General features: G+C 66.6%; 20 protein-coding genes. 13 read left to right on the top strand and 7 right to left on the bottom strand.

What is annotated here, in order from left to right:
* Nucleotides 1–469 precede the first annotated feature (469 nt).
* A complete protein-coding gene (locus tag UB43_RS02065; RefSeq protein WP_045207906.1) occupies nt 470–1,072 on the bottom strand; it encodes a helix-turn-helix domain-containing protein in 603 nt (200 codons plus the stop codon).
* A gap of 52 nt (nt 1,073–1,124) precedes the next feature.
* Here UB43_RS02065 and rhtA point away from each other — a divergent pair, with 52 nt between their 5' ends.
* Nucleotides 1,125–2,000, top strand: a complete 876-nt coding sequence (gene rhtA / locus UB43_RS02060) for a threonine/homoserine exporter RhtA (protein ID WP_045207903.1) — start codon at nt 1,125–1,127, stop codon at nt 1,998–2,000.
* 226 nt (nt 2,001–2,226) lie between these two features.
* Here rhtA and UB43_RS02055 read toward each other — a convergent pair whose 3' ends face one another.
* On the bottom strand, nt 2,227–3,630 hold the full coding sequence (locus UB43_RS02055; protein ID WP_045207900.1) for an MATE family efflux transporter: 1,404 nt from the start codon (nt 3,628–3,630) through the stop codon (nt 2,227–2,229).
* A 143-nt stretch (nt 3,631–3,773) separates the two neighbouring features.
* On the opposite strand from UB43_RS02055, the gene pdxB reads away from it, so the two are divergent.
* On the top strand, nt 3,774–4,922 hold the full coding sequence (pdxB, locus tag UB43_RS02050) for a 4-phosphoerythronate dehydrogenase PdxB (protein WP_045207898.1): 1,149 nt from the start codon (nt 3,774–3,776) through the stop codon (nt 4,920–4,922).
* A gap of 21 nt (nt 4,923–4,943) precedes the next feature.
* On the opposite strand, the gene UB43_RS02045 is transcribed toward pdxB, so the two are convergent.
* On the bottom strand, nt 4,944–5,126 hold the full coding sequence (locus tag UB43_RS02045) for a PA1571 family protein (protein WP_045207896.1): 183 nt from the start codon (nt 5,124–5,126) through the stop codon (nt 4,944–4,946).
* Between the two features lie 250 nt (nt 5,127–5,376).
* On the opposite strand from UB43_RS02045, the gene UB43_RS02040 reads away from it, so the two are divergent.
* The 8 genes from UB43_RS02040 (at nt 5,377) to ubiM (ending at nt 13,683) form a co-directional block, all read left to right on the top strand.
* Nucleotides 5,377–6,504, top strand: coding sequence for an ATP-NAD kinase family protein (locus tag UB43_RS02040; protein WP_045207895.1), 1,128 nt, complete (start codon nt 5,377–5,379; stop codon nt 6,502–6,504).
* 85 nt (nt 6,505–6,589) lie between these two features.
* On the top strand, nt 6,590–6,991 hold the full coding sequence (locus UB43_RS02035; protein ID WP_045207893.1) for a GFA family protein: 402 nt from the start codon (nt 6,590–6,592) through the stop codon (nt 6,989–6,991).
* Nucleotides 6,992–7,040: 49 nt separating this feature from the next.
* Nucleotides 7,041–8,156, top strand: coding sequence for a saccharopine dehydrogenase family protein (locus UB43_RS02030; RefSeq protein ID WP_045207891.1), 1,116 nt, complete (start codon nt 7,041–7,043; stop codon nt 8,154–8,156).
* A gap of 165 nt (nt 8,157–8,321) precedes the next feature.
* On the top strand, nt 8,322–8,879 hold the full coding sequence (gene msuE / locus UB43_RS02025) for an FMN reductase (protein WP_045207889.1): 558 nt from the start codon (nt 8,322–8,324) through the stop codon (nt 8,877–8,879).
* A gap of 10 nt (nt 8,880–8,889) precedes the next feature.
* Entirely contained in the window at nt 8,890–10,035 is a 1,146-nt protein-coding gene (ssuD, locus tag UB43_RS02020; RefSeq protein ID WP_045207887.1) for an FMNH2-dependent alkanesulfonate monooxygenase, read from the top strand.
* A 65-nt stretch (nt 10,036–10,100) separates the two neighbouring features.
* Nucleotides 10,101–11,285: an acyl-CoA dehydrogenase family protein gene (locus UB43_RS02015; protein WP_045207885.1), complete on the top strand. Its 1,185-nt coding sequence runs from the start codon at nt 10,101–10,103 to the stop codon at nt 11,283–11,285.
* Nucleotides 11,282–12,400, top strand: a complete 1,119-nt coding sequence (locus tag UB43_RS02010; RefSeq protein WP_045207883.1) for a sigma-54-dependent Fis family transcriptional regulator — start codon at nt 11,282–11,284, stop codon at nt 12,398–12,400. Before UB43_RS02015 ends, UB43_RS02010 begins: the two co-directional genes overlap by 4 nt.
* Before the next feature lie 110 nt (nt 12,401–12,510).
* A complete protein-coding gene (gene ubiM, locus UB43_RS02005) occupies nt 12,511–13,683 on the top strand; it encodes a 5-demethoxyubiquinol-8 5-hydroxylase UbiM (RefSeq protein WP_045207880.1) in 1,173 nt (390 codons plus the stop codon).
* Between the two features lie 217 nt (nt 13,684–13,900).
* On the opposite strand, the gene sfnG is transcribed toward ubiM, so the two are convergent.
* A complete protein-coding gene (gene sfnG / locus UB43_RS02000) occupies nt 13,901–14,995 on the bottom strand; it encodes a dimethylsulfone monooxygenase SfnG (protein WP_045207878.1) in 1,095 nt (364 codons plus the stop codon).
* A gap of 296 nt (nt 14,996–15,291) precedes the next feature.
* Between sfnG and UB43_RS01995 the strand changes: the two genes are divergently transcribed.
* A complete protein-coding gene (locus UB43_RS01995; protein WP_045207876.1) occupies nt 15,292–15,612 on the top strand; it encodes a DUF2025 family protein in 321 nt (106 codons plus the stop codon).
* Between the two features lie 185 nt (nt 15,613–15,797).
* On the opposite strand, the gene UB43_RS01990 is transcribed toward UB43_RS01995, so the two are convergent.
* Nucleotides 15,798–16,556: an SDR family NAD(P)-dependent oxidoreductase gene (locus UB43_RS01990; RefSeq protein ID WP_045207875.1), complete on the bottom strand. Its 759-nt coding sequence runs from the start codon at nt 16,554–16,556 to the stop codon at nt 15,798–15,800.
* A gap of 147 nt (nt 16,557–16,703) precedes the next feature.
* Here UB43_RS01990 and UB43_RS01985 point away from each other — a divergent pair, with 147 nt between their 5' ends.
* A complete protein-coding gene (locus UB43_RS01985; RefSeq protein ID WP_045207872.1) occupies nt 16,704–17,627 on the top strand; it encodes a LysR family transcriptional regulator in 924 nt (307 codons plus the stop codon).
* Between the two features lie 10 nt (nt 17,628–17,637).
* On the opposite strand, the gene UB43_RS01980 is transcribed toward UB43_RS01985, so the two are convergent.
* Both UB43_RS01980 and UB43_RS01975 read right to left on the bottom strand, forming a co-directional pair.
* Complete coding sequence (locus UB43_RS01980) at nt 17,638–18,279, bottom strand: HD domain-containing protein (RefSeq protein WP_045207869.1); 642 nt, start codon at nt 18,277–18,279, stop codon at nt 17,638–17,640.
* A 384-nt stretch (nt 18,280–18,663) separates the two neighbouring features.
* Complete coding sequence (locus UB43_RS01975) at nt 18,664–19,896, bottom strand: NAD(P)/FAD-dependent oxidoreductase (RefSeq protein WP_045207866.1); 1,233 nt, start codon at nt 19,894–19,896, stop codon at nt 18,664–18,666.
* A 173-nt stretch (nt 19,897–20,069) separates the two neighbouring features.
* Between UB43_RS01975 and UB43_RS01970 the strand changes: the two genes are divergently transcribed.
* Complete coding sequence (locus tag UB43_RS01970; protein ID WP_045207864.1) at nt 20,070–22,268, top strand: OsmC domain/YcaO domain-containing protein; 2,199 nt, start codon at nt 20,070–20,072, stop codon at nt 22,266–22,268.
* Nucleotides 22,269–22,350: the final 82 nt, after the last annotated feature.

Here is a 22,350-nt window from a genome sequence, read left to right as displayed (position 1 = left end):
GCCCCGCCCAAAGTAACCAAAGGTCTTGCCCCGGACATCCGGTTTTTCGCTTGAGGCGAAAAATACCCTCGTCGAATCGAAGTTTCAGGGGCCCGCGGCGAAGGGCCATCCCTGGCCCATCGCCGCTCTCGCGACATCCATGTCGCTCAACCCCTGAAACTCCGCTTCAACGAGGCCTCCTGAACGGGGCATTCGGCGCATGCGGAGGTTTCTCTGGAAATCTTCAAAGCCAAAGCCAAAGCCAAAGCCAAAGCCAAAGCCAAAGCCAAAGCCAAAGCCGCGGAGTGCTCGCTTTCGTAGGAGCGGACTCTGTCCGCGATGATTCCGCCCAGCTCCCTGTTCGGCTGGGCGCGGCGGTGAATCTATCGCGGACAGAGTCCGCTCCTACGCGCCGCCGCAAACGCTGGCGTCGACCTGTAGGAGCAGCCTATGCCCGCGATGAGCCCTGGGAGGCGCAGCTGTAAAGGATTCAATTCACGACGTTGCGCACAAACCGCACCAGCACATCCCCATGGTTCTGATAGGAAAACGGCTGGTTGCTCTTGAACACATGGAAGCCACCGGCCTCGACCTCCACCGTCTCGTCGGCGAGGACGATGGTCAGCCGGCCTTCGATCACGTAGGCCATGTCGTACCAGCCTTCGGCGTCTGGCTCGGCGTTGTAGCGGTCGCCGGGTGCCAGGGACCAATGCCACAGCTCGGCCTGGCGGGTCGCGGGGGTGCTGGCGAGGAGGGTGCCGCGGCTGTCGGCCTGCTGGCCGCCCCAGGCCACCGCGTCGACACGGGTCAGGCCGCCGGTGGAGGGCGGGCGTACCAGGTCGGCGAAGGTGACTTTCAGGGCGGCGGCGATGCGGTCGAGGGTGGCGAGGCTGACATTGGTGTCGCCGCTCTCGATGCCGACCAGCATCCGCCGGCTGACGCCCGAGGCCTTGGCCAGCGCGTCCTGGCTGAAGCCGGCGCTGCGGCGGTGCGTCTTCACGTTATCGGCGACGTGCACCAGGACGCTGGGACGTTCGGAAGGAGTGGGCAGTATATTGCTCATTCTGGCCTTTTTGCGCATTATGTTGCGCATAACAGTCAACCAAGAAATCCCAACCGTTGCAACGCCTGTTCAGGTCCGCACCATGCCTCGCTCTCGCTTTCTGTCCACTGTCTTCCCCATTCTCATCCTGATCGTGTCCATGGCCTCGATCCAGACCGGCGCATCGGTCGCCAAGAGCCTGTTCCCGGTGCTCGGCGCCGAAGGCGTGACCTCCATGCGCCTGATCTTCGCGGCCATCCTCCTGCTGGCGATCCTCCGCCCGTGGCGCACCTCGCTGCGCGGCAAGCCGCTCAAGCCGTTGTTCATCTATGGCGTGACCCTGGGCCTGATGAACCTGACCTTCTACATGGCGCTGCAGACCATCCCGCTGGGTGTCGCCGTGGCCCTGGAGTTCACCGGGCCGCTGGCGGTGGCGCTGTTCTATTCGCGCAAGCCCATCGACTTCCTGTGGATCGCCATCGCGGTGGTCGGCCTTGGCCTGCTGCTGCCGATTGCCGACTTCGGCCACGGCATCGACCCCAAGGGCGCCGCGCTGGCGCTGGGGGCGGGCGTCTGCTGGGGGCTTTACATCATCTTCGGCCAGCGTGCCGGTAACGACCTGGGCGCGCAGGGCGCGGCACTGGGCATCAGCATCGCCGCGATCTGCGTGGCGCCCATCGGTCTCGCGCACAGTGGCATGGCGCTGTTCGATGTCAGCCTGTTCCCGGCATTGCTGGGCGTGGCGATCCTCTCCAGTGCCTTGCCCTACACCTTGGAAATGGTGGCGCTGACCCGCCTGCCGGCGCGTACCTTCGGCACGTTGATGAGCATCGAGCCGGCGTTCGGTGCGTTGTCCGGCCTGTTCTTCCTCGGTGAGCAACTGACCTCGCACCAGTGGATCGCCATCTGCGCCATCATCGTGGCCTCCGTTGGGACGACGCTGAGCAGTCGGCCGAAGCCGGCGCTGGTGACGGACTGATCCCAGGATACGTAACGAAAAAGCCGCCCTCGGGCGGCTTTCTTGCTGTTGTTGGAGCGAGCTTGCTCGCGAACCGCTTGACGCCGATGCCTGAGGGAAATCCGTTCGCGAGCAAGCTCGCTCCTACAGAGTCCTTGCAGTGCGGCGACCAGTTCGTGCGGTGTTTTCCCCGCTGGGTTTCCAAATGAAAAAGCCGCCCGAGGGCGGCTTTTTCGCGTCATGGACGTCAGGCAGCGACGCGCCTCTCGTTCAGCACGATCTGCCGCTTGGCGCTGCGCGACAGGCGGATGCACAGCATCACCGCCGCGCAGGTCAGGCCGACGATCAGGCCTTCCCACAGGCCGCGCGGGCCGGTGGGTTCCTGCAGCCAGTGGGCGAGGCCGAGGCTGTAGCCGACCGGCAGGCCGATGCCCCAGTAGGCGAACAGGGTCATGATCATGGTCGCGCGGGTGTCCTGGTAGCCGCGCAGCGCGCCGGCGGCGGTGACCTGCACGGCGTCGGAAAACTGGAACAGCGCCGAGAAAACCAGCAGCGTCGCCGCCAGCGCCAGTACCTCCGGGTCCTGGGTATAGAGCCCGGCGATGTGTTCGCGCATCAGCAGCATGCCACTGGCGGAAACGCAGGCATACGCCAGCGCCGCGCCCATGCCCACACCGGCAGCGAAACGAGCATCGCGCGGCGCACCGCTGCCGAGCGACTGGCCCACGCGGACAGTCACGGCCATGGCCAGCGAGTAGGGGATCATGAACACCAGCGCGCTGAAGTTCAGCGCCACCTGGTGGCCCGCCACCACTTTCTCGCCGAGCTCACCGATCAGCAGGGCGATCACCGAGAAGATGCTGGACTCGGCGAACACCGCGATGCCGATGGGCAGGCCGACCGCCACCAGGCTGCCGATCACCTTCGGTTGCGGCAGCTCCCAGTGGCGGAACAGTTCGCTGGGCTTGTAGACCTTGGCCCTGTTCACCCACACCAGCATGCCCAGCAGCATGAACCACATCACCGAGCCGGTGGCCCAGCCGCAGCCGGGGCCGCCCAGGGCCGGGAAACCGAGGTGGCCGTAGATCAGCACGTAGTTGATCGGGATGTTCAGCAGCAGTCCGCAGATGCCCAGCACCATGCTCGGCCGTGTGCGCCCCAGGCCGTCGCTGAAGCAGCGCAGCACATGGTACAGCGCCACCGCCGGCAGGCCGCAGGCGATGCCGCGCAGGTAGAAGCAACTGGGTTCGATCAGCGCTTCCTCGACCTTCATCGCGCGCAGCACCGGCTCGGAGAGCAGCCACAGTGTCGCCCCCGCCAGCGGGCCGACCAGCAGTGCCAGCCACAGCGCCTGGCGCACCAGCGGGCCGGTGCCGGCCTGGTCGCCGGCGCCATAACGCTGGGCCACCTTGGCGGTGGTGGCGAGCAGGGTGCCGGTCATCAGCAGGAAGATCGGAATCCAGATCGAGTTGCCCAGCGCCACCGCGGCCAGGTCGCGCGGCCCCACGCTGCCGGCCATCACCGCATCGACGAAGCCCATGGCGGTGGTCGCCAGCTGGGCGATCATGATGGGCGCTGCGAGGGTCAGCAGTTCCTTGAGTTCGGTGGCGGTGCGCCGTCCGCGGGAGACGGGCTGGGTGAGGCTGGTCACGGCTTTCCTTGGCAAGAAGAATTGGCGGGAAGCCGGCCAGTTTAAGGGCTGTCCGCCCGGTCAGCAAAGCCTTGCGTGTGTGGCGCGGGACCGCGCGCAATGGCGCTGGTAAAGTAGCCGGTGACGATTTCTGGAGTCAGCCCATGCGTATCCTTGCCGATGAAAACATTCCCCTGGTCGAAGCCTTCTTCGGCGCCCATGGCGACATCCGGCGCCTGCCCGGACGCGGGATCGACCGCGCCGCCCTGGGCGACGCCGAAGTCCTGCTGGTGCGCTCGGTGACCGACGTCAGCCGCGAGCTGCTCGAGGGCAGCCAGGTCAAGTTCGTCGGCACCTGCACCATCGGCACCGATCACCTGGACCTCGATTACTTCGCCGAGGCCGGCATCGCCTGGTCCAGTGCGCCGGGCTGCAACGCCCGCGGCGTGGTTGATTGGGTGCTGGGCAGCCTGCTGGCGCTGGCCGAAGTGCACGGCGCCAGGCTTTCCGAACGCCGCTATGGCGTGATCGGCGCGGGGCAGGTGGGTGGACGTCTGGTGGATGTGCTGCGCGGATTGGGCTGGGACGTACGCGTCTGCGACCCGCCGCGTGCCGCCGCCGAAGGTGGTGATTTCCGTAGCCTGGAAGAAGTGCTGCGCGAGTGCGACGTGATCAGCCTGCACACGCCGCTGACCCGTGACGGCGAAAACCCGACTCGCCACCTGATCGACGCGCAGCGCCTCAAGGCGCTGCGCCCCGGCACCTGGCTGATCAATGCCAGCCGTGGCGGAGTGGTCGACAACACGGCGCTGCGCATCCACCTGGAATCCGGCGCGGACATCGACGTGGCGCTGGACGTCTGGGAAGGCGAGCCGGAAGTGAACGTGCAACTGGCCCAGCGCTGCCGCATCGCCACCCCGCACATCGCCGGCTACAGCCTCGACGGCAAGCTGCGTGGCACGGCGCAGATCTACGAGGCGTTCTGCGCCTGGCAGCAGCGCGCGCCGGCAGTCGATCTCGACGACCTGCTGCCTGCGCAGTGGCTGGCCGAACTGAGCCTGAAGGAAGAGTGCGATCCGGACTGGGCCCTGGCGATGCTCTGCCGCGCGGTCTACGACCCGCGCAGTGATGACGCCAATTTCCGTCGCAGTCTGATCGGAGACACCCAGACCCGGCGGACGGCCTTCGACGCGCTGCGCAAGCACTACCCGCCGCGCCGGGAAATCACCGGGTTGTGGGTAGACATCCAGGGCGATTCGCCGCGCCTGGAAAGCCTGCTGACGGCGCTGGGCGCCAACCGGGTCGGGGAGTAGGGCGGACGCGCTGCCGCGCTTTTATTCCGCTTGGCGGCGCGGCGGCTCGCAGGTCTTGTCCAGTTCCTGGCAGGCGCGCTGGATCATGTCTTCGGTGATCGGGACTTCACGGCCCTGGGCATCGATGATCGAGCCGCCGACCGGCTGTTGCGGCTGGCGCGGGGTGGGGCGGGGGGCGGATTCACGGTGGGTTTGCAGGCTCATGGCCAATCTCCTCTACATCAGGTTCAAAGCAGTCTAGGCAGATCAGATGAAACCCCGGTGACAGAGGCTGCGCAGGGCAGCGCCGAAGAACCGTCACCGAAGACAGACGACCGTAATACCCTCGCAGATTGCGTGCCAATCGCGAGGTCCCCGGTCGTTTGCTTGTCGTTATAGTGCGTGGAGTTGCCGCTTCCCTGGTCCGACCTGGCATTGCGCCGGTGGTTCGAAGAAGTTTCCCTCGAGGTTGAGTATGGACAGGATTCGCATAGGGCTGATCATCAATCCGCTGGCCGGTATCGGTGGCCCGACCGCGCTAAAGGGCAGCGACGGCGTCGCCGAACTGGCCCTGGCGCGCGGCGCCGAACCTCGGGCGGCGGAGCGCACGCGAGTCGCCCTGGAACACCTGCAGGCGGTGCGCGAACGCCTGGAGTTCCTCACCTTTCCCGGCCCGATGGGCGCCGACCTGCTGGCGGACATGGGCTTTGCCCATCTCCTGGCGGGCGAATTGGAGCAGGCGCAGACCAGCGCGGCGGATACCCGTCACGCCGTGCAGGCGCTGCAGTCGGCCGGCGTGGCGCTGATCCTCTTCGCCGGTGGCGACGGCACCGCGCGGGATGTGGCCGAGGTGGCCCGCGAAGGCCAGCCGGTGCTGGGCATTCCCGCCGGGGTGAAGATCCATTCCGGGGTCTACACCATCAGCCCGCGTGCCGCCGGAGAACTGGCGCGGCGGCTGGTGGACGGCGGGCTGGTGCGCCTGACCCAGGGTGAAGTGCGCGATCTCGACGAGGCTGCGCTGCGCGAGGGTCGTGTCGCCGCGCGCTGGTACGCCGAACTGACGGTGCCCGAGGAAGGCCACTTCATGCAGCACGTGAAGCAGGCCGGCATGGAGACCGAGGAGCTGGTGCTGGCTGATCTCGCTGCCTGGCTGGAGGACAGCTGGGAAAACGACGTGCGCTACGTCTTCGGCCCCGGCTCGACGCTGCATGGGCTGGCCGCCGACCTGCACCTGGACACCACGCTGCTGGGCGTCGACGTGATCGAGAACGGTGAAGTGATTGCCCGCGACGTCACCGAGGCGCAGCTGTTCGAGCTGGTGGACGGGCACCCGGCCTTCCTGCTGGTCACCGCCATCGGTGGGCAGGGGCACATCCTCGGGCGCGGCAACCAGCAGATCAGCCCGCGCGTGCTGCGCGCCATTGGCATCGAACGGCTGCGAGTGATTGCCACCAAGCGCAAGCTCGGCACACTCGAAGGTCGGCCACTGCTGGTGGACAGCGGTGATGCCGAACTGGACGCGAGCTTCCCGGCGGCAGCGCGGGTGTGGGCTGGCTACAAGGAAGAACTGCTTTATCCGCTGGGCTGGGGCAGCGAAGTCTGAAGCACCACTCCTCAGTACGGTGGTGCAGGAGACCGAGCCTGATCTAGACTCCTTCGCTCCGCGAAACCGGAAGAGGGGGCAGGGCATGCATTCGGGCGGTTGTCTGTGCGGCGCGGTGCGCTACGAGATCAGCGGCGAGCTGGCGCCAATCCAGATCTGCCATTGCGGCCAGTGTCGCAAGGCGCAGGGCGGGCCGTTCGCCACCAATGTCCCGGTGGCGCGTGCGGCGTTCCGCCTGCTCAGCGGCGAGTCGGAGCTGGCCGAGTACCGCGCCACGCCGGACAAGAAACGCATGTTCTGCCGCACCTGCGGATCGCCCATCTACAGCGCCCGCGATGCGCTGCCGGACACTTTGCGGGTCCGTGCGGGAACCCTGGACGAGCCCGTGCGGACAAAGCTCGAAGCACATTACTACGTCGACTCCCGCGCCAGGTGGTGGCCGTTGGACGACAATCTGCCCCATCACGGGGGCGCCAAGCCGGGATGAAGGAGCTGGCACCGCCAGCAGCAGTCAGGGAGCAACAGGGTCAGTGGCAATGGAACGGAATTTTCGCGTGCTGGTGTTGGGCGGCTACGGCAACTTCGGCAGCCTGATCGTGCGCCGCCTCAGCGGCATCGACGGCATCCGCGTGCTGGTGGGCGGGCGCGACCAGCGTCGCGCCAATGAACTGGCCGCGCAGGTGGGCGGCGAGGCGGTGTGCCTGGACATGAACCAGCCGACGCTGGCCGGCCGCCTCAATGAGCTGAAGGTCGACCTGGTGATTTCCACCGCCGGGCCTTTCCAGGGACAGGACTACCGTGTCGCCCGCGCCGCCATCGGCGCGCGCGCCCATTACATCGACCTGGCCGACGCCCGCCAGTTCGTCTGCGGCATCCACGAACTCGACCGCGCCGCACGCAGCGCCGGGGTGCTGGTGTGCAGCGGCGCCAGTTCGGTTCCCGCACTGGCTGCCTCGGTGATCGACGAGCTGCTGCCGCGCTTCCAGCGCCTGGACAGCATTCACCATGGCATCAGCTCCTCGGCGAAGATTCCCGGCCAGGCCACGGTCTCCGCGGTGCTGGGCTACTGCGGCAAGCCATTGCGCCAGTGGCGCCAGGGCCGCTGGCAGGATGTGCACGGCTGGCAGGGGCTGCATCGCCACCGCTTTCCCGCACCGCTGGGCAAACGCTGGCTGGCCCACTGCGACGTACCGGACCTCGACCTGTTCCCGCAACGCTACCCCGGCGTGCAGGACGTGCGTTTCTCCGCCGGCCTTGGCCTGGGCCTCACCCAGTTCGGCACCTGGGGCCTGTCGTGGCTGGTGCGCGCCGGCCTGCTGAAGGACGCCGCGCGCCTGGGCGCCGGCCTGCACCGGATGGCCGTGGCGATGGAGCCGTTGGGCGACGGGCGCAGCGGCATGTTCGTCCACCTGCAGGGCGTCGATGGCGATGGCAAACCCCTGGCATTGTGCTGGGAAATACTCGCGCAGCAGGACCACGGGCCCAGCATCCCCTGCATGGCGGCGGTGGCGCTGGCGCGCAAGCTGGCCGCCGGACAACTGCGTCAGCGCGGCGCGACGCCCTGTATCGGCCTGCTCACCACGGACGAATACGTGGCCGAACTCGAAGGCCTGAACATCTCCCACGGCCTGCGCGAACTGGCCGCGCACTGATGGCGCGCTGTTGCCCAGGCAACAGTCGATCAGCAAAGCTGTTGCCTGAGTGACATGAAACGCCGGGAAAACCGGTCGAAGTGCCCGAAAATCATACATTTCCCTGTTGGTACGGCCCTTGCTCAAGGCTTCTGTACCTAGCGCAACAGTCAACAGGGAAAACCCATGACCCGCCCCATCAAAGTGGTCGCCGTTTCCGGCGGCACCTATCGCCCCTCGCGCACCCTCGTGCTCACCCAGGCCGTGGTCGACGCCGTCGGCGAGCAGCTTCCGGTAGAAGCCCGAATCATCGAACTGGCCGACATCGCCCGCCCGCTGGGTGCCGCGCTGTCCCGCCAGGAACTCTCCGCCGAGCTGGAGGCCACCCTGCGCGAGATCGAGACCGCCGACCTGCTGGTCGTCGCCTCGCCGGTCTACCGCGGCTCCTATCCGGGCCTGCTCAAGCACCTGTTCGACCTGGTGGACATGAACGCCCTGATCGACACCCCGGTGCTGCTCGCCGCCACCGGCGGCAGCGAGCGCCACGCCCTGGTTCTCGACCACCAGTTGCGCCCGCTGTTCAGCTTCTTCCAGTCGATCACCCTGCCCATCGGCGTGTACGCCAGCGAGGCGGACTTCGCCAACTACCAGATCACCAGCGACACCCTGCGCGCCCGCATCCAGCTGGCCGCCGAGCGCGCCGCACCGCTGTTCGCCCGCCCGCAACTGCGCAAGACCGCCTGAGGAGCCCTCGATGAACGTTTTCTGGTTCCTGCCCACCCACGGTGACGGTCACTTCCTCGGCACCAGCGAGGGCGCGCGCCCGGTGTCGCTGCCTTACCTGAAGCAGATCGCCCAGGCCGCCGACTCCCTCGGCTACTACGGCGTGCTGATTCCCACCGGCCGCTCCTGCGAGGATTCCTGGGTAGTCGCCTCGGCCCTGGCGCCGCTTACCGAGCGCCTGCGTTATCTCGTCGCGATCCGTCCCGGCATCATCTCGCCGACCGTCTCCGCACGCATGGCCGCGACCCTGGATCGCCTGTCCGGCGGGCGCTTGCTGATCAACGTGGTCACCGGTGGCGACCCGGACGAAAACCGTGGCGACGGCATCCACCTCAGCCATGCCGAGCGCTACGAAGTCACCGACGAATTCCTGCGCATCTGGCGCCGCGTGCTGCAGGGCGAATCGGTGGACTTCGCCGGCAAACACCTGCAGGTGGAGAACGCCAAGGCGCTCTATCCGCCGATCCAGAAGCCCTATCCGCCGCTGTACTTCGGCGGCTCCTCCGCCGAGGCTCACGACCTGGCTGCCGAGCAGGTCGACGTCTACCTGACCTGGGGCGAACCGCCACAAGCGGTCGCGCAGAAAATCGCCGACGTGCGCGAGAAAGCGGCGAAGCAGGGCCGCACCGTCAAGTTCGGCATCCGCCTGCACGTGATCGTCCGCGAGACGGCCGAGGAAGCCTGGCAGGCCGCCGACAAGCTGATCGCCAACATCTCCGACGAGACCATCGCCAACGCGCAGAAGTCCTTCGCCCGTTTCGACTCCGAAGGCCAGCGGCGCATGGCTGCGCTGCACGGCGGGCGCCGTGACCAGCTGGAAATCTACCCCAACCTCTGGGCCGGCGTCGGCCTGGTGCGCGGTGGCGCCGGTACCGCGCTGGTGGGCAACCCGCAGCAGGTCGCCGAGCGCATCAAGGAATACGCGGACCTGGGGATCGACAGCTTCATCTTCTCCGGCTACCCGCACCTGGAAGAGGCCTACCGCTTCGCCGAGCTGGTCTTCCCGTTGCTGCCCGAGCCCTATGCGAGCCTCGCCGGGCGCGGCGTGACCAATCTCACCGGGCCCTTCGGCGAAATGATCGCCAATGATGTGCTGCCCGGACGCAAGGCCGGCTGAGCTCCGCCCATGACGTGCCGGGCAGGAGCCCGGCACGCATTCAATCGAACAAAGAGGAAGCGAGCGTGAACGCCAATACGCGGCTCGACGCACAGACACCCGGGCAAATAGCCCAACGCCTGGCCGCCGGTTTCGCCGAAACCGCCGCCGAGCGCGACATCCGTGGCGGTACGCCGAAGGCCGAGCGCGATGCGCTGCGCCAGAGTGGCCTGCTGTCGCTGATCATCCCCAGCGAGTACGGCGGACTGGGCGCCGACTGGAGCACCACGCTGGACATCGTCCGGCAGTTCGCCGTGGTCGACAGTTCCATCGCCCACGTATTCGGTTTCCAGCACCTGATGCTGGCCACCGTGCGCCTGTTCTCGCGGCCCGAACAGTGGCAGCCGTGGTTCGAACTGACCGCGCGTAGTCAATGGTTCTGGGGCAACGCGCTGAACCCGCTGGACACCCGCACCGTGTCGCGCAGCTTCGCCGGCTGGCGCGAGTTTTCCGGGCGCAAGAGCTTCTGCTCCGGCGCGCTGGACTCGGAAATGCTCATTGCCTCGGCACTCGACGGCGAGGGTGGCAAGCTGCTGATCGCTGCCATCCCCACCGCGCGCAGCGGCATCAGCCTGGCCCACGACTGGGACAACATGGGCCAGCGCCAGACCGACAGCGGCAGCGCCACCTTCGAGCGTGTGCGGGTGGAGGAGAGCGAGCTGTTGCTCGATCCGGGCCCGCTGAGCACGCCCTTCGCCTGCCTGCGCCCGCTGATCGCCCAGCTGATCTTCACCCATGTCTTCCTTGGCATCGCCGAAGGCGCGTTCGAGGAAGCGCGGCAGTACACGCTCAAGGAAGCCCGCCCGTGGTTCCGCTCCACTGCCGCCACGGTCAGTGAAGACCCCTACGTGCTCGCACACTACGGTGAGTTCTGGGTCGGCCTGGAAAGTACCCGACTGCTGGTGCGCCGCGCTGCGCAACTGCTCGATGAAGCCTGGAACAAGGGCGCTGCGCTGGACGCCGAGGAGCGCGGGCGGCTGGCCGTGGCCATCGCCACCGCCAAGGTCGCGGCCACCCGCAACGGCCTGGAAATCTGCAATCGCCTGTTCGAAGTCACCGGCGCGCGCTCCACCCACGCCGCGCTGCGCATCGACCGCTACTGGCGCAACCTGCGCACCCAGACCCTGCACGACCCGGTGGACTACAAGGTCCGCGAGCTGGGCGACTGGGCGCTGAACCAGCAACTGCCGCAACCGACTTTCTACTCATGAACGCGACCACACCCGAGGGGCTGCTGACCCTGCCTAAATCCCCCGCGCTGGCGACTTCCATCCGCGCCACGGCGCAGGTGTTCGAGGACCCGAAATCCCAGGCGCTGCTCGACCACCTGCAACAGGTCGCGCCCAGCGAAGCCAGCGTGCTGATCATTGGCGAGACCGGAACCGGCAAGGAACTGGTGGCGCGGCACATCCACAACCTCAGCGCGCGACGTGGCGGGCCGTTCGTGGCAGTGAACTGCGGGGCCTTCTCCGAATCCCTGGTGGAGGCCGAGCTGTTCGGCCACGAGAAGGGCGCCTTCACCGGCGCGCTGGCGGCCAAGGCCGGCTGGTTCGAGGAGGCCAACGGCGGCACCCTGTTCCTCGACGAGATCGGCGATCTGCCGATGCCGATCCAGGTCAAGCTGCTGCGCGTGCTGCAGGAGCGCGAAGTGGTTCGCCTGGGCTCGCGCAAGAGCATCCCGATCAACGTGCGGGTGCTGGCAGCGACCAACGTGCAGTTGGAAAAGGCGATCAATGCCGGACATTTTCGCGAGGACCTGTACTACCGACTCAATGTCGTCAGCCTGGAGCTTTCACCGTTGCGCGAGCGCCCCGGCGACATCCTCCCTCTGACTCGCCACTTCATCGCCGAGTACAGCCGGCGCCTGGGCTATGGGCAGAGCCAGCTCAGCGCCGAGGCGGCGCAGAAACTGCGCAGCTATTCCTGGCCGGGGAACATTCGCGAGCTGGAAAACGTCATCCATCACACGCTGCTGATCTGTCGCGATGGCGTGGTGCGTGCGGAGGACCTGCACCTGTCCAACCTGCGTATCGAACGCAGTGAAGAACCGCGCCTGGAATCCCTGGGGGCCGAGCAGATTCTCCAGCAGGCCTTCCAGCGCCTGTTCGAAGAGCAGGGCGGCAACCTGCACGCGCGGGTGGAGGATGCGCTACTGCGCGCGGCTTATCGTTTCTGCCACTGCAACCAGGTACATACGGCGAATCTGCTGGGCCTGAGCCGCAACGTCACGCGCACCCGGCTGATCGAGATCGGCGAACTGGTGGTGAACAAGCGCCGGGGCGCGGCGGTGATCGACCCGCAGCGGGGCGTGCGGCTGTCGATCTAGGCCCGTCTATTTGGAGGTATTCGCCGCGGGCCACTGATCCACGGCAACGAAACCGGCCACTGGCCAGCCTAGACTCCGGGACCGCCCATCCCTCGCGAAAGGAGTCTCCCATGCACGTGGACATCGCCATCGTCGGTGCCGGCCCCGCCGGGCTTTGCCTGGCTCGCTCGCTGTCGGGCAGTGGCCTGTCGATCCTGCTGATCGACCGCCAGCCGCTGGCCGCCGTGGCCGAGCCCGCCGAGGACGGCCGCGAGATCGCCCTGACCCACGCCTCCCGCGCCGAACTGCAGCGCCTGGGGATGTGGTCGCGGATCGACCCGCAGGAAGTCTCGCCGCTGCGTGATGCCCAGGTGCTCAATGGCCCCTCGCTGTTCACCCTGCGCATCGAGGCCGAGCACGCCGGCGCCGAGCAGTTGGGCTACTTCGTGTCCAACCAGATGATTCGCCGTGCCGCCTTCGACGCAGTGCACGAGTGCGCCGACGTCTCGCTGGTCTGCGGCCGCGCGCTGCGCACGCTGCAGGTGCAGCAGGATGGGGTGTCGCTGACTCTGGACGATGACAGTCGCGTCCACGCGCGTCTGCTGGTGGCGGCCGACAGCCGCTTCTCCGAGACCCGCCGCATGCTCGGCATCGGCGCGCACATGGAGGACTTCGGCAAGACCATGATGGTCTGCCGCATGGCCCACGAAAAACCGCACCACAACGTCGCCTGGGAATGGTTCGGCTACGGCCAGACCCTGGCGCTGCTGCCGATCAATGGCGACCGCTCCTCGGTAGTGCTGACCCTGCCGCAGCGCGAGATGGCGCCGCTGCTGGAGCTGGACGAGAAAGCCTTTGCCCTCGAAATGGAGCGTCGCTTCGACCGTCGCCTGGGCGGGATGGAGCTGCTCGGCCCGCGCCACAGCTACCCGCTGGTGGGCGTCTACTCCGACCGCTTCGTCGGCCCGCGCAGCGCGCTGATCGGCGATGCCGCCGTCGGCATGCACCCGGTGACGGCGCACGGCTTCAACTTCGGCCTGCAGAGCCAGCGCCGGCTGGCCAATGAAATCCTCGCGACCCATCGCCGTGGCGGCGATATCGGCGGTACCTGGCCGCTGCGTCGCTACGCCATGGCCCACCGTCTGGCGACCTGGCCGCTTTACCAGGCGACCCGATTGATCGTCGGCATGTACACCGACCCGCGTCCGCCGGTACGCCTGCTGCGCAACGCCGGCCTGCGCCTGGCGCAGAACCTGCCGCCGTTGCGCACGGCCATCGCCAGGCACCTGACGCAGGGCGCGTAAAGCGTTCGCGAGCAAGCTCGCTCCTACGGTCATCGTGCCCCTGCGCGGCTCTTCGTAGGAGCGAGCTTGCTCGCGAACCCATGCCTGCTTGTGATGCGGGCTGGAAATGATCGCGGACGGAGTCCGCTCCCACGCGCGCCCTTGAACCGGGCTTACCGGTGAGGTGGGAGCGGACTCCGTCCGCGATTGCTTTCCCCCCACGCCAAACCGCCGAGGATCACGCCGCCTCGGTCTGCCGCGCCTGCTTCCGCTCTAGCTCCCGCACCAGCGGCAGCACCTTCTCGCCGAAGTAGCGCACTTCTTCCTGGAAATGCAGGAAGCCCGTCAGCACCAGGTCCACGCCCACCGCCTTGAGCGCGACGATGCGTTCGGCAATCTGCTGAGGCGTGCCGATCAGGTTGGTCTTGAAGCCGTCGTTGTATTGCACCAGGTCCTCGAAGCTGGACTTGGCCCAGTTGCCTTCGCCTTCCGGTGACGCCGCCCCGGCCTGCTTCGCCGCGTGGCCGAAGGCGTTCACCGCTTCCGGGTCGGCCTGGTCGATGATCTCGGCGAGCACTGCGCGGGCTTCCTCCTCGGTATCGCGGGCGATGACGAAGGCATTCACGCCGATCTTCACCGAGTGACCGTTGGCCGCGGCTTTTTCGCGGATGTCGTCCACCTGGGCCTTGATGCCTTCCACGCTGTTGCCGTTGGTGAAGTACCAGTCGGAGACGCGCGAGGCCATGTCGCGCGCGGCCCGCGAGCTGCCGCCCTGGAAGATTTCCGGGTGCGGGCGCTGGATCGGCTTGGGTTTCAGGTTGTAGTCGTGGAAGCGATAGAAATCGCCCTTGAAGGTGAAGTTGTCCTGGGTCCAGATGCCCTTCAGGGCGCGGATGAACTCCTCCGAGCGGCGGTAGCGCTCGTCGTGCTCCAGCCAGGGTTCGCCGATGGCCTGGAACTCGCCCTTGAACCAGCCGCTGACGATGTTCACCGCGATGCGCCCGCCGGTGAGCTGGTCGATGGTCGCCAGTTGCTTGGCCGCCAGCGCGGGCGTCCACGGGCCGGGGAGGATGGCGGCGATCACCTTGAGCTTGTCCGTGGCGCCCAGCAGGGCGTGGCTGAAGGCGACCGATTCGTGCTGGTACTCGGCGCCGTAGCCGGCGGTGAAGCGAATCTGCGTCAGCGCGTAGTCGAACCCCGCGTCCTCGGCGATGCGCGCCAGCTGGCGGTTGTAGTCGATGTCCCAGTGGGTGCGCTGCTCGATCTTGCTGACCACCAGGCCGCCACTGACGTTGGGGACCCAGTAGGCGAAGCGGATTGGTTGTTGGCTCATGGCTCGGGCTCCTCGGGGCTGCACAGCGGCGAAGGTGCCGCAGGGTGTGCAGAGCGAAAGCCGTGCCACGGGAGGAAATTCCCAGCGGATCAGACACTTGGTGATTGGCCGGGACAACGGCCGGTGTTCCGTCTGGCGCAACACTGCTGGCCAACTGTTGCCCAGGCAACAGCGAGGGTGCGACAACCGGCCCCTGAGCAGGCGCCGGCAAGGCTGTCAGAATTCGATGTCCACCCGCTCACAGAAGCGGGACCTCCTGCGTGCCAATCCATAACAGAAAAAATCCAGGGGGCAGCATGGCCATCACTTCCAGCGATATCTGCAACGCCGCCGACGGGCTGTCCGGCTTCGTCGGCTTCAACCTCAAGACCGGCAAGTACATCGTGCGTTTCAGCGAGGATTCCTTCGGCATGGACGTGGCCGAGGACAGCATCCGTCCCGCCAGCGAGTTCGTCTGGGCGCAGAAGAACGGCGTGGTGATGACCCTGAGCCGCGAGTGCCTGGAGATACTCGCCGAGCAGAACATCCATGACCGCCTGAACCTTAACGAGGCACTGCTCACCTACCTGCGTCGCACCGACCTGCCGGAGATCGCCGCCGAGCGTCATCTGAAGTAACTGCCACGCCCAGGCGCCGGGCGTTTGCAGGGGCGGGGCGCGCCGGGTTGCGCGAAGCCGGGGAGGGGTTCGCGGGCCCGCTCCTGCGGGGAGCGTCGGTGTCGGGATTCCTGTAGGAGCGAGCTTGCTCGCGAATCGCCCCGCTGCGAGGCGTGTTCGCGAGCAAGCCCGCTCCTGCAAAAAGCTCAGAGGAACATGCCGCCCGAGGCTTCTACGCGCTGGCCGTTGATCCAGCGGCCGCCGTCGGAGAGCAGGGTGGCGATCACCGCGCCAATGTCGTCCGGCAGGCCGACGCGACCCAGGGCGGTGTTGCTGGCGATCTGCTTGTTCAGCTCGGCGTTGTCGCGCACCTGGCCGCCGCCGAAGTCGGTCTCGATGGCGCCGGGGGCGAGGATGTTCACGGCGATGCCGCGCGCTCCCAGCTCCTTCGCCTGGTACTTGGTCAGGGTTTCCATCGCGCCCTTCATGGTTGCGTAGGCGGCGTAGCCGGGCAGCGAGAAGCGCGTCAGGCCGCTGGAGACGTTGAGGATGCGGCCGCCGTCGGCGATCAGCGGCAGCAGCTTCTGGGTCAGGAAGAACGGGCCCTTGAGCTGGATGTTCATCAACTGGTCGAACATCTCTTCGCTGGTCTCGGCGAAGCTGGCGTAGAGGCCGATGCCCGCGTTGTTCACCAGGAATTCGAAGTCCTGCCGGCCGAAGGTGTCGTTCAGGGTGGCGCGGATCTGCTCGGCGAAGGCGGCGAAGCGGGTGCTGTCCGCCACGTCCAGTTGCAGCATCACCGCGCGGCCGCCGTGTTGCTCGATCTCGGCGGCGACGGCGTGGGCCTCGTCAGCCTGGCTGCGGTAGGTGCCGATGATGTCGACTCCGGCAGCGGCGAGGTGCAGGGCGGCGTTGCGGCCAAGGCCACGGCTGGCGCCGGTGATGAGAGCGATCTTGCGGGTCATGGCGAAGTTCCTGTTTTTGAGGCGAGTGGGTGCGGTGGGGTTGAGGGAAAGCTTATTGTTCGATTGATGGGTGATAAACAGGATGAAATCGGAAATACTGGTCGGTATTCACGAACAATAAGCGACGCATCGTTCAGAGACCCGCCCATGATCCGCCCTGACCTCCTGCGCACCTTCGTCCGTGTCACTGAGCTGGCCAGCTTCACCCAGGCGGGCGAGCAGCTCGGCTTGCCGCGCTCCACCGTGTCCGAGCACATCCAGGCGCTGGAGGAACTGCTCGGCACGCGCCTGCTGCAACGCACGACAAGGCGCGTCACCGCAACCCAGGACGGCCTGGTGCTCTATGAGCGCAGCAAGGACATGCTGGCCCAGTTGGACGAGTTGCAGGGCCTGTTCCGACAGGACGATGAAGCCCTCGGCGGTCGCCTGCGGGTGGACATGCCGACGGTGATGGCGCGCAAGCTGGTGATGCCGCGCCTGGGCGAATTCCTCGTGCGACACCCGGCGCTGGAGCTGGAGGTGAGCTGCACGGACCGCCGCGTCGACCTGGTGCGCGAGGGTTTCGACTGCGTGGTGCGGGTTGGTTCGGTGAACGATCCGTCGGTGGTGGCGCGCAGCCTCGGGCAGTTCCCGCAGGTGACCTGTGCCAGCCCGTCCTATCTCGCCGAGCACGGCGTACCGCAGTCGCTGGACGACCTTGCCGGGCACCAGCTGATCCACTACGTGACGGTGCTGGGCGCGCGGCCGCCGGGCTTCGAGTACCTGCACCAGGGCGAGGTGCGTTACGTGCCGATGGGCGGGGCGCTGTCGGTGAACAACGCCGAGGCCTACGAAAGCGCGGCCATGGGCGGGCTGGGGATCATCCAGGTGCCAATCCATGGTGTGCTGGATGACCTGGAAGCCGGGCGGCTGGTGGCGGTGCTGGAGCACATCGCGCTGCCGCCCATGGAAATCTCCCTGCTCTACGCCCACCGCCGCCTGCCGCAGCGGGTGCGGGTGTTCATGCAATGGCTGACGCAGTTGCTGGGCGAGCCCGGTGTGCTGGGCACGCTCATGATTCCCAGGTCTTGATCGCCCGGCCCTAGCTGGCCCAGTCGGAATGCAGGATCACCTCGCAGAAGTTGCCGCGCACGAAGTCGGCATCCTTCATCGCCAGCACGTCGGCTTTCACATTGCCGAAGGTGGTTTCCGGCTTGCCTTTGATGCCGTCGTAGAAAGCTTGCAGGATGTCCTGCTTGAACTGCCCGCCGCGTGGATGGGCGGCGACCACGGCGTCACGCTGGGCGTCGGTGAACTGCGGGTAGGCGATGCCCAGCACATCCATTTCCACCCCGGCGGTGACCAGGGCGATTTCCGGCTTCATGTGCTGCGGGATGCCGGGCGTGGTGTGCAGCGCGATGGCCGTCCACACCGTGTCGATATCGCTCTCGGCGATGCCGTGGCTGCGCAGGAACTCCGCAGCACAGTCGGCGCCGTCCACTTCGAAACGCTCGCACTGACTGCAGTAGCGTGGCATAAGCCCCATGTCGTGGAACATCGCGCCGGCGTAGAGCAGCTCGGCGTCGAACTTCAGTTCCTTGCGCGCGCCGGTCAGTGCGCCCCAGTAGTAGACGCGTGAGGAATGGTGGAATAGCAGCGCGGTGGCATTGTCGCGGACCATCTCGGTGATGGCCTTGGCAAGGGCGCTGTCGGGGACTTTGACGCCGTTCAGGGCGAGGCTCATGGCGGGCTCCAGGGCTGGATTTCCAAGGCGCGACGCGGAGTGCGTCGCGCTCCATGTCATTGGAAATCCGCGGCCCCCGAGAGACAACGAGGGCGAGGGAGCGAATCCGGACAGCCGTGCATCCTTTGCTGCCAGCAGCCTGTAAACCTCTGAAATCGAGCTCACCTGTAGGTGCGCGCTGTGCGCGCGATCGCGGGCATGGCCCGCTCCTACAGGGGGCGCCGATGCAGGGCGAAGATCGTAGGGCGCATAGCGCGCCAGCGTTATCCGCCGCGAGGCCATCGGCGGATAACCCGTTCCGGGTTATGCGCCCTACGGTCCTGAATTGGGTGCTGGGCGGTTCGCGAGCGAGCTCGCTCCTGCAGGGGCGTTCCGGAGCTGGCCCTAGACGAACTGCGCCGCGGCGAAACCCGAGGCCCAGGCCCACTGGAAGTTGAAGCCGCCCAGGTGGCCGGTGACGTCCAGCACTTCGCCGACGAAGTACAGACCGGGGGACTTCAGCGACTCCAGGGTCTTGGACGACACCTCGTGGGTGTCGACGCCGCCCAGGGTGACTTCCGCCGTGCGGTAGCCCTCGGTGCCGGCGGGCACCAGTTGCCAGTCGCCCAGGCGCTCGGCGATCGCCTTCAGTTCGGCCGGCGTGTACTGCTTCATGGGCTTGGAGACGAACCACTGCTCGGCCAGCAGGCCGGCCATCTTCTTGGTGAACAGCTCGCCCAGCAGCGTTTTCAGTTCGCTGTTGGGGCGCTCGCGCTGCTGCTCGACGAGCCAGACGGGCAGGTCGATGCGCGGCAGCAGGTCGATGCTGATGGTGTCGCCAGGCTGCCAGTAGGAGGAAATCTGCAGGATCGCCGGGCCGCTGAGGCCGCGGTGGGTGAACAGGATGTTCTCGACGAAGCTCTGGCCGTTGCAGCTGACGCGGCAGTCCTCCACCGAGGTGCCGGACAGCTCGGTGCACAGCGCCTTGAGCTGCGGATCGGTAATAGTGAAAGGCACCAGGCCGGCGCGGGTCGGCAGCACGCTGTGGCCGAACTGGCGGGCGATCTGGTAGCCGAAGCCGGTGGCGCCGAGGGTCGGGATGGACAGGCCGCCGGTAGCGATCACCAGGGATTCGCAACGCACCAGGCCCAGGCTGGTCTGCAACTGGTAGCCGCCCTCGTCGAGACGGGCGATCTCGCTCACCGAGGTGTCCAGGCGCAGGTCGACGCCGGCCTGCTCGCATTCATCGAGCAGCAGGCCGAGGATGTCGCTGGACTTGTTATCGCAGAACAGCTGGCCGAGCTTCTTCTCGTGGTAGGGCACGCTGTGCTTGGCCACCAGGGCGATGAAGTCCCACTGGGTGAAACGTGCCAGTGCGGATTTGCAGAAGTGCGGGTTGTGCGAGAGGAAGTTGGCCGGCTCGCAGTACAGGTTGGTGAAGTTGCAGCGCCCGCCACCGGACATGAGGATCTTCTTGCCCGCCTTGTTGGCGTGGTCGATCAGCAATACCTGGCGACCGCGCGCGGCGGCGCTCATGGCGCACATCAGTCCCGCGGCGCCGGCGCCGATGATGATGACCTGGGATGTGAGCACGGTGGTTTCCTTCTGTACGGGTAGCGGGCGCTTGAGGCGGCGCATCTTACCCGAAGCACGGGCGTGCCGGCTGCCTGCAGTCGACCGGGCGTCGACTGCGCATCGGCTGCCGGAGCAGGCTTCCCGACCGGCGCCGGGCATGTCGGGATATCCCCGCGGCGCTTTTGTCCGGATAATGCCGGCCAGTTCGCTTTCTACTTTTTCGTGGTAATGCCCGCATGGAAATCAAGGTCAATTTTCTCGACAACCTCCGACTCGAAGCCAAGTTCGACGACTTCACGGTGATTGCCGACCAGCCCATCCGCTACAAGGGCGACGGTTCGGCCCCTGGTCCGTTCGACTACTTCCTGGCTTCCTCGGCGCTGTGCGCGGCTTACTTCGTCAAGCTCTACTGCCAGACCCGCGACATCCCCACCGACAATATCCGCCTCTCGCAGAACAACATCGTCGACCCGGAAAACCGCTACAAGCAGATCTTCAAGATCCAGGTGGAACTGCCGGCGGACATCTCCGAGAAGGACCGCCAGGGCATCCTGCGCTCCATCGATCGCTGCACGGTGAAGAAGGTGGTGCAGACCGGCCCGGACTTCGTCATCGAGGAAGTGGAGAACCTCGACGCCGACGCCCAGGCGCTGCTGATGCCGAGCACCGACGCCGGCGCCAGCACCTATATCCAGGGCAAGGACCTGCCGCTGGAGCAGACCATCGCCAACATGTCGGAAATCCTCGCCGGCCTGGGGATGAAGATCGAGATCGCCTCGTGGCGCAACATCGTGCCCAACGTCTGGTCGCTGCATATCCGCGATGCGCAGTCGCCGATGTGCTTCACCAACGGCAAGGGCGCCACCAAGGAGAGCGCGCTGGCTTCGGCGCTGGGTGAGTTCATCGAACGACTGAACTGCAACTTCTTCTACAACGACCAGTTCTGGGGCGAGGAGATCGCCAACGCGCCGTTCGTGCATTACCCCGACGAGCGCTGGTTCAAGCCCGGCCCCAAGGACGCGCTGCCGGAGGAAATCCTCGACGCGTACTGCCTGGAGGTCTACAACCCGGACGGCGAGCTGCGCGGCTCGCACCTGTATGACACCAACTCGGGCAACACCGAGCGCGGCATCTGCTCGCTGCCGTTCGTGCGCCAGTCCGATGGCGAGACGGTGTACTTCCCGTCCAACCTGATCGAGAACCTCTACCTCTCCAACGGCATGAGCGCCGGCAACACCCTGGCCGAAGCGCAGGTGCAGTGCCTGTCGGAAATCTTCGAGCGCGCGGTGAAGCGCGAAATCCTCGAAGGCGAGCTGGCGCTGCCGGACGTGCCGCAGGAAGTGCTGGCCAAGTACCCCGGCATCCTCGCCGGCATCCGCGGCCTGGAAGAGCAGGGCTTCCCGGTGCTGGTCAAGGATGCGTCCCTGGGCGGCGAGTTCCCGGTGATGTGCGTGACCCTGATGAACCCGCGCACCGGCGGCGTATTCGCCTCCTTCGGCGCCCACCCGAGCCTGGAAGTGGCGCTGGAGCGCAGCCTCACCGAGCTGCTCCAGGGCCGTAGCTTCGAAGGCCTGAACGACCTGCCGCGGCCGACCTTCGAAAGCCAGGCGGTGACCGAGCCGAACAACTTCGTCGAGCACTTCATCGACTCCAGCGGTGTGGTGTCGTGGCGCTTCTTCAGCGCCAAGGCCGATTACGACTTCGTCGAGTGGGACTTCTCCGGGCATGGCGATGACTCCAACGTCCAGGAGGCCCGGACCCTGTTCGGCATCCTCGAAGAGCAGGGCAAGGAGGTCTACATGGCCGTGTACCAGCACCTGGGCGCCACCGCCTGCCGCATCCTGGTGCCGGGCTACTCGGAAATCTACCCGGTGGAAGACCTCATCTGGGACAACACCAACAAGGCGCTGGCGTTCCGCGCGGACATCCTCAACCTGCACAGCCTGAACATCGTCCGCCTCAAGTCGCTGCTCAAGCGCCTGGAAGCCTGCGAGGTGGACGAGTACACCGACATCACCACGCTGATCGGCATCGAGTTCGACGACAACACGGTCTGGGGCCAGCTGACCATCCTGGAGCTCAAGCTGCTGATCAACCTCGCCGTGAAGCGCTTCGAAGTCGCCAAGGAACTGGTGGAGATGTTCCTCCAGTACAACGACAACACCGTCGAGCGCGGGCTGTTCTATCAGGCGCTCAGCGCGGCGCTGGAAGTGCAGCTGGACGAGGACCTGGAGATGGCCGACTTCGAGGCCAATTTCCGTCGCATGTTCGGTAACGAGCGCATGGACGCGGTGCTCGGCTCGCTGGACGGCAGCGTGCGTTTCTACGGCCTGACACCCACCAGCCTGAAGCTCGAAGGCCTCGACAAGCACCTGCGCCTGATCGAGAGCTACAAGAAGCTGCACCAGGCACGGGCCAGGGCCGTGGCGCGCTGATCCGGCGGGGTATTCAGCTGGCTCGCTGCCGGAGGGAAGATCGAGCGGTACTTGTAGGTTGCCGTGGAGCGCAGCGATAGCT

This window comes from Pseudomonas sp. 21, assembly GCF_000955805.1.
Taxonomy (GTDB): Bacteria; Pseudomonadota; Gammaproteobacteria; order Pseudomonadales; family Pseudomonadaceae; genus Pseudomonas.
Note: the sequence above shows the minus strand (reverse complement) of the source record. Positions and strands in the feature narration are given on the sequence as shown.

Excerpts from the sequence above, each read along its gene's own strand:
- UB43_RS02065 (WP_045207906.1), bottom strand. The coding sequence starts at position 1,072 with ATGCGCAACATAATGCGCAAAAAGGCCAGAATGAGCAATATACTGCCC.
- rhtA (WP_045207903.1), top strand. The coding sequence starts at position 1,125 with ATGCCTCGCTCTCGCTTTCTGTCCACTGTCTTCCCCATTCTCATCCTG.
- pdxB (WP_045207898.1), top strand. The coding sequence starts at position 3,774 with ATGCGTATCCTTGCCGATGAAAACATTCCCCTGGTCGAAGCCTTCTTC.
- UB43_RS02045 (WP_045207896.1), bottom strand. The coding sequence starts at position 5,126 with ATGAGCCTGCAAACCCACCGTGAATCCGCCCCCCGCCCCACCCCGCGC.
- UB43_RS02040 (WP_045207895.1), top strand. The coding sequence starts at position 5,377 with ATGGACAGGATTCGCATAGGGCTGATCATCAATCCGCTGGCCGGTATC.
- UB43_RS02035 (WP_045207893.1), top strand. The coding sequence starts at position 6,590 with ATGCATTCGGGCGGTTGTCTGTGCGGCGCGGTGCGCTACGAGATCAGC.
- UB43_RS02030 (WP_045207891.1), top strand. The coding sequence starts at position 7,041 with ATGGAACGGAATTTTCGCGTGCTGGTGTTGGGCGGCTACGGCAACTTC.
- msuE (WP_045207889.1), top strand. The coding sequence starts at position 8,322 with ATGACCCGCCCCATCAAAGTGGTCGCCGTTTCCGGCGGCACCTATCGC.
- ssuD (WP_045207887.1), top strand. The coding sequence starts at position 8,890 with ATGAACGTTTTCTGGTTCCTGCCCACCCACGGTGACGGTCACTTCCTC.
- UB43_RS02010 (WP_045207883.1), top strand. The coding sequence starts at position 11,282 with ATGAACGCGACCACACCCGAGGGGCTGCTGACCCTGCCTAAATCCCCC.
- ubiM (WP_045207880.1), top strand. The coding sequence starts at position 12,511 with ATGCACGTGGACATCGCCATCGTCGGTGCCGGCCCCGCCGGGCTTTGC.
- sfnG (WP_045207878.1), bottom strand. The coding sequence starts at position 14,995 with ATGAGCCAACAACCAATCCGCTTCGCCTACTGGGTCCCCAACGTCAGT.
- UB43_RS01995 (WP_045207876.1), top strand. The coding sequence starts at position 15,292 with ATGGCCATCACTTCCAGCGATATCTGCAACGCCGCCGACGGGCTGTCC.
- UB43_RS01990 (WP_045207875.1), bottom strand. The coding sequence starts at position 16,556 with ATGACCCGCAAGATCGCTCTCATCACCGGCGCCAGCCGTGGCCTTGGC.
- UB43_RS01985 (WP_045207872.1), top strand. The coding sequence starts at position 16,704 with ATGATCCGCCCTGACCTCCTGCGCACCTTCGTCCGTGTCACTGAGCTG.
- UB43_RS01980 (WP_045207869.1), bottom strand. The coding sequence starts at position 18,279 with ATGAGCCTCGCCCTGAACGGCGTCAAAGTCCCCGACAGCGCCCTTGCC.
- UB43_RS01975 (WP_045207866.1), bottom strand. The coding sequence starts at position 19,896 with ATGCGCCGCCTCAAGCGCCCGCTACCCGTACAGAAGGAAACCACCGTG.
- UB43_RS01970 (WP_045207864.1), top strand. The coding sequence starts at position 20,070 with ATGGAAATCAAGGTCAATTTTCTCGACAACCTCCGACTCGAAGCCAAG.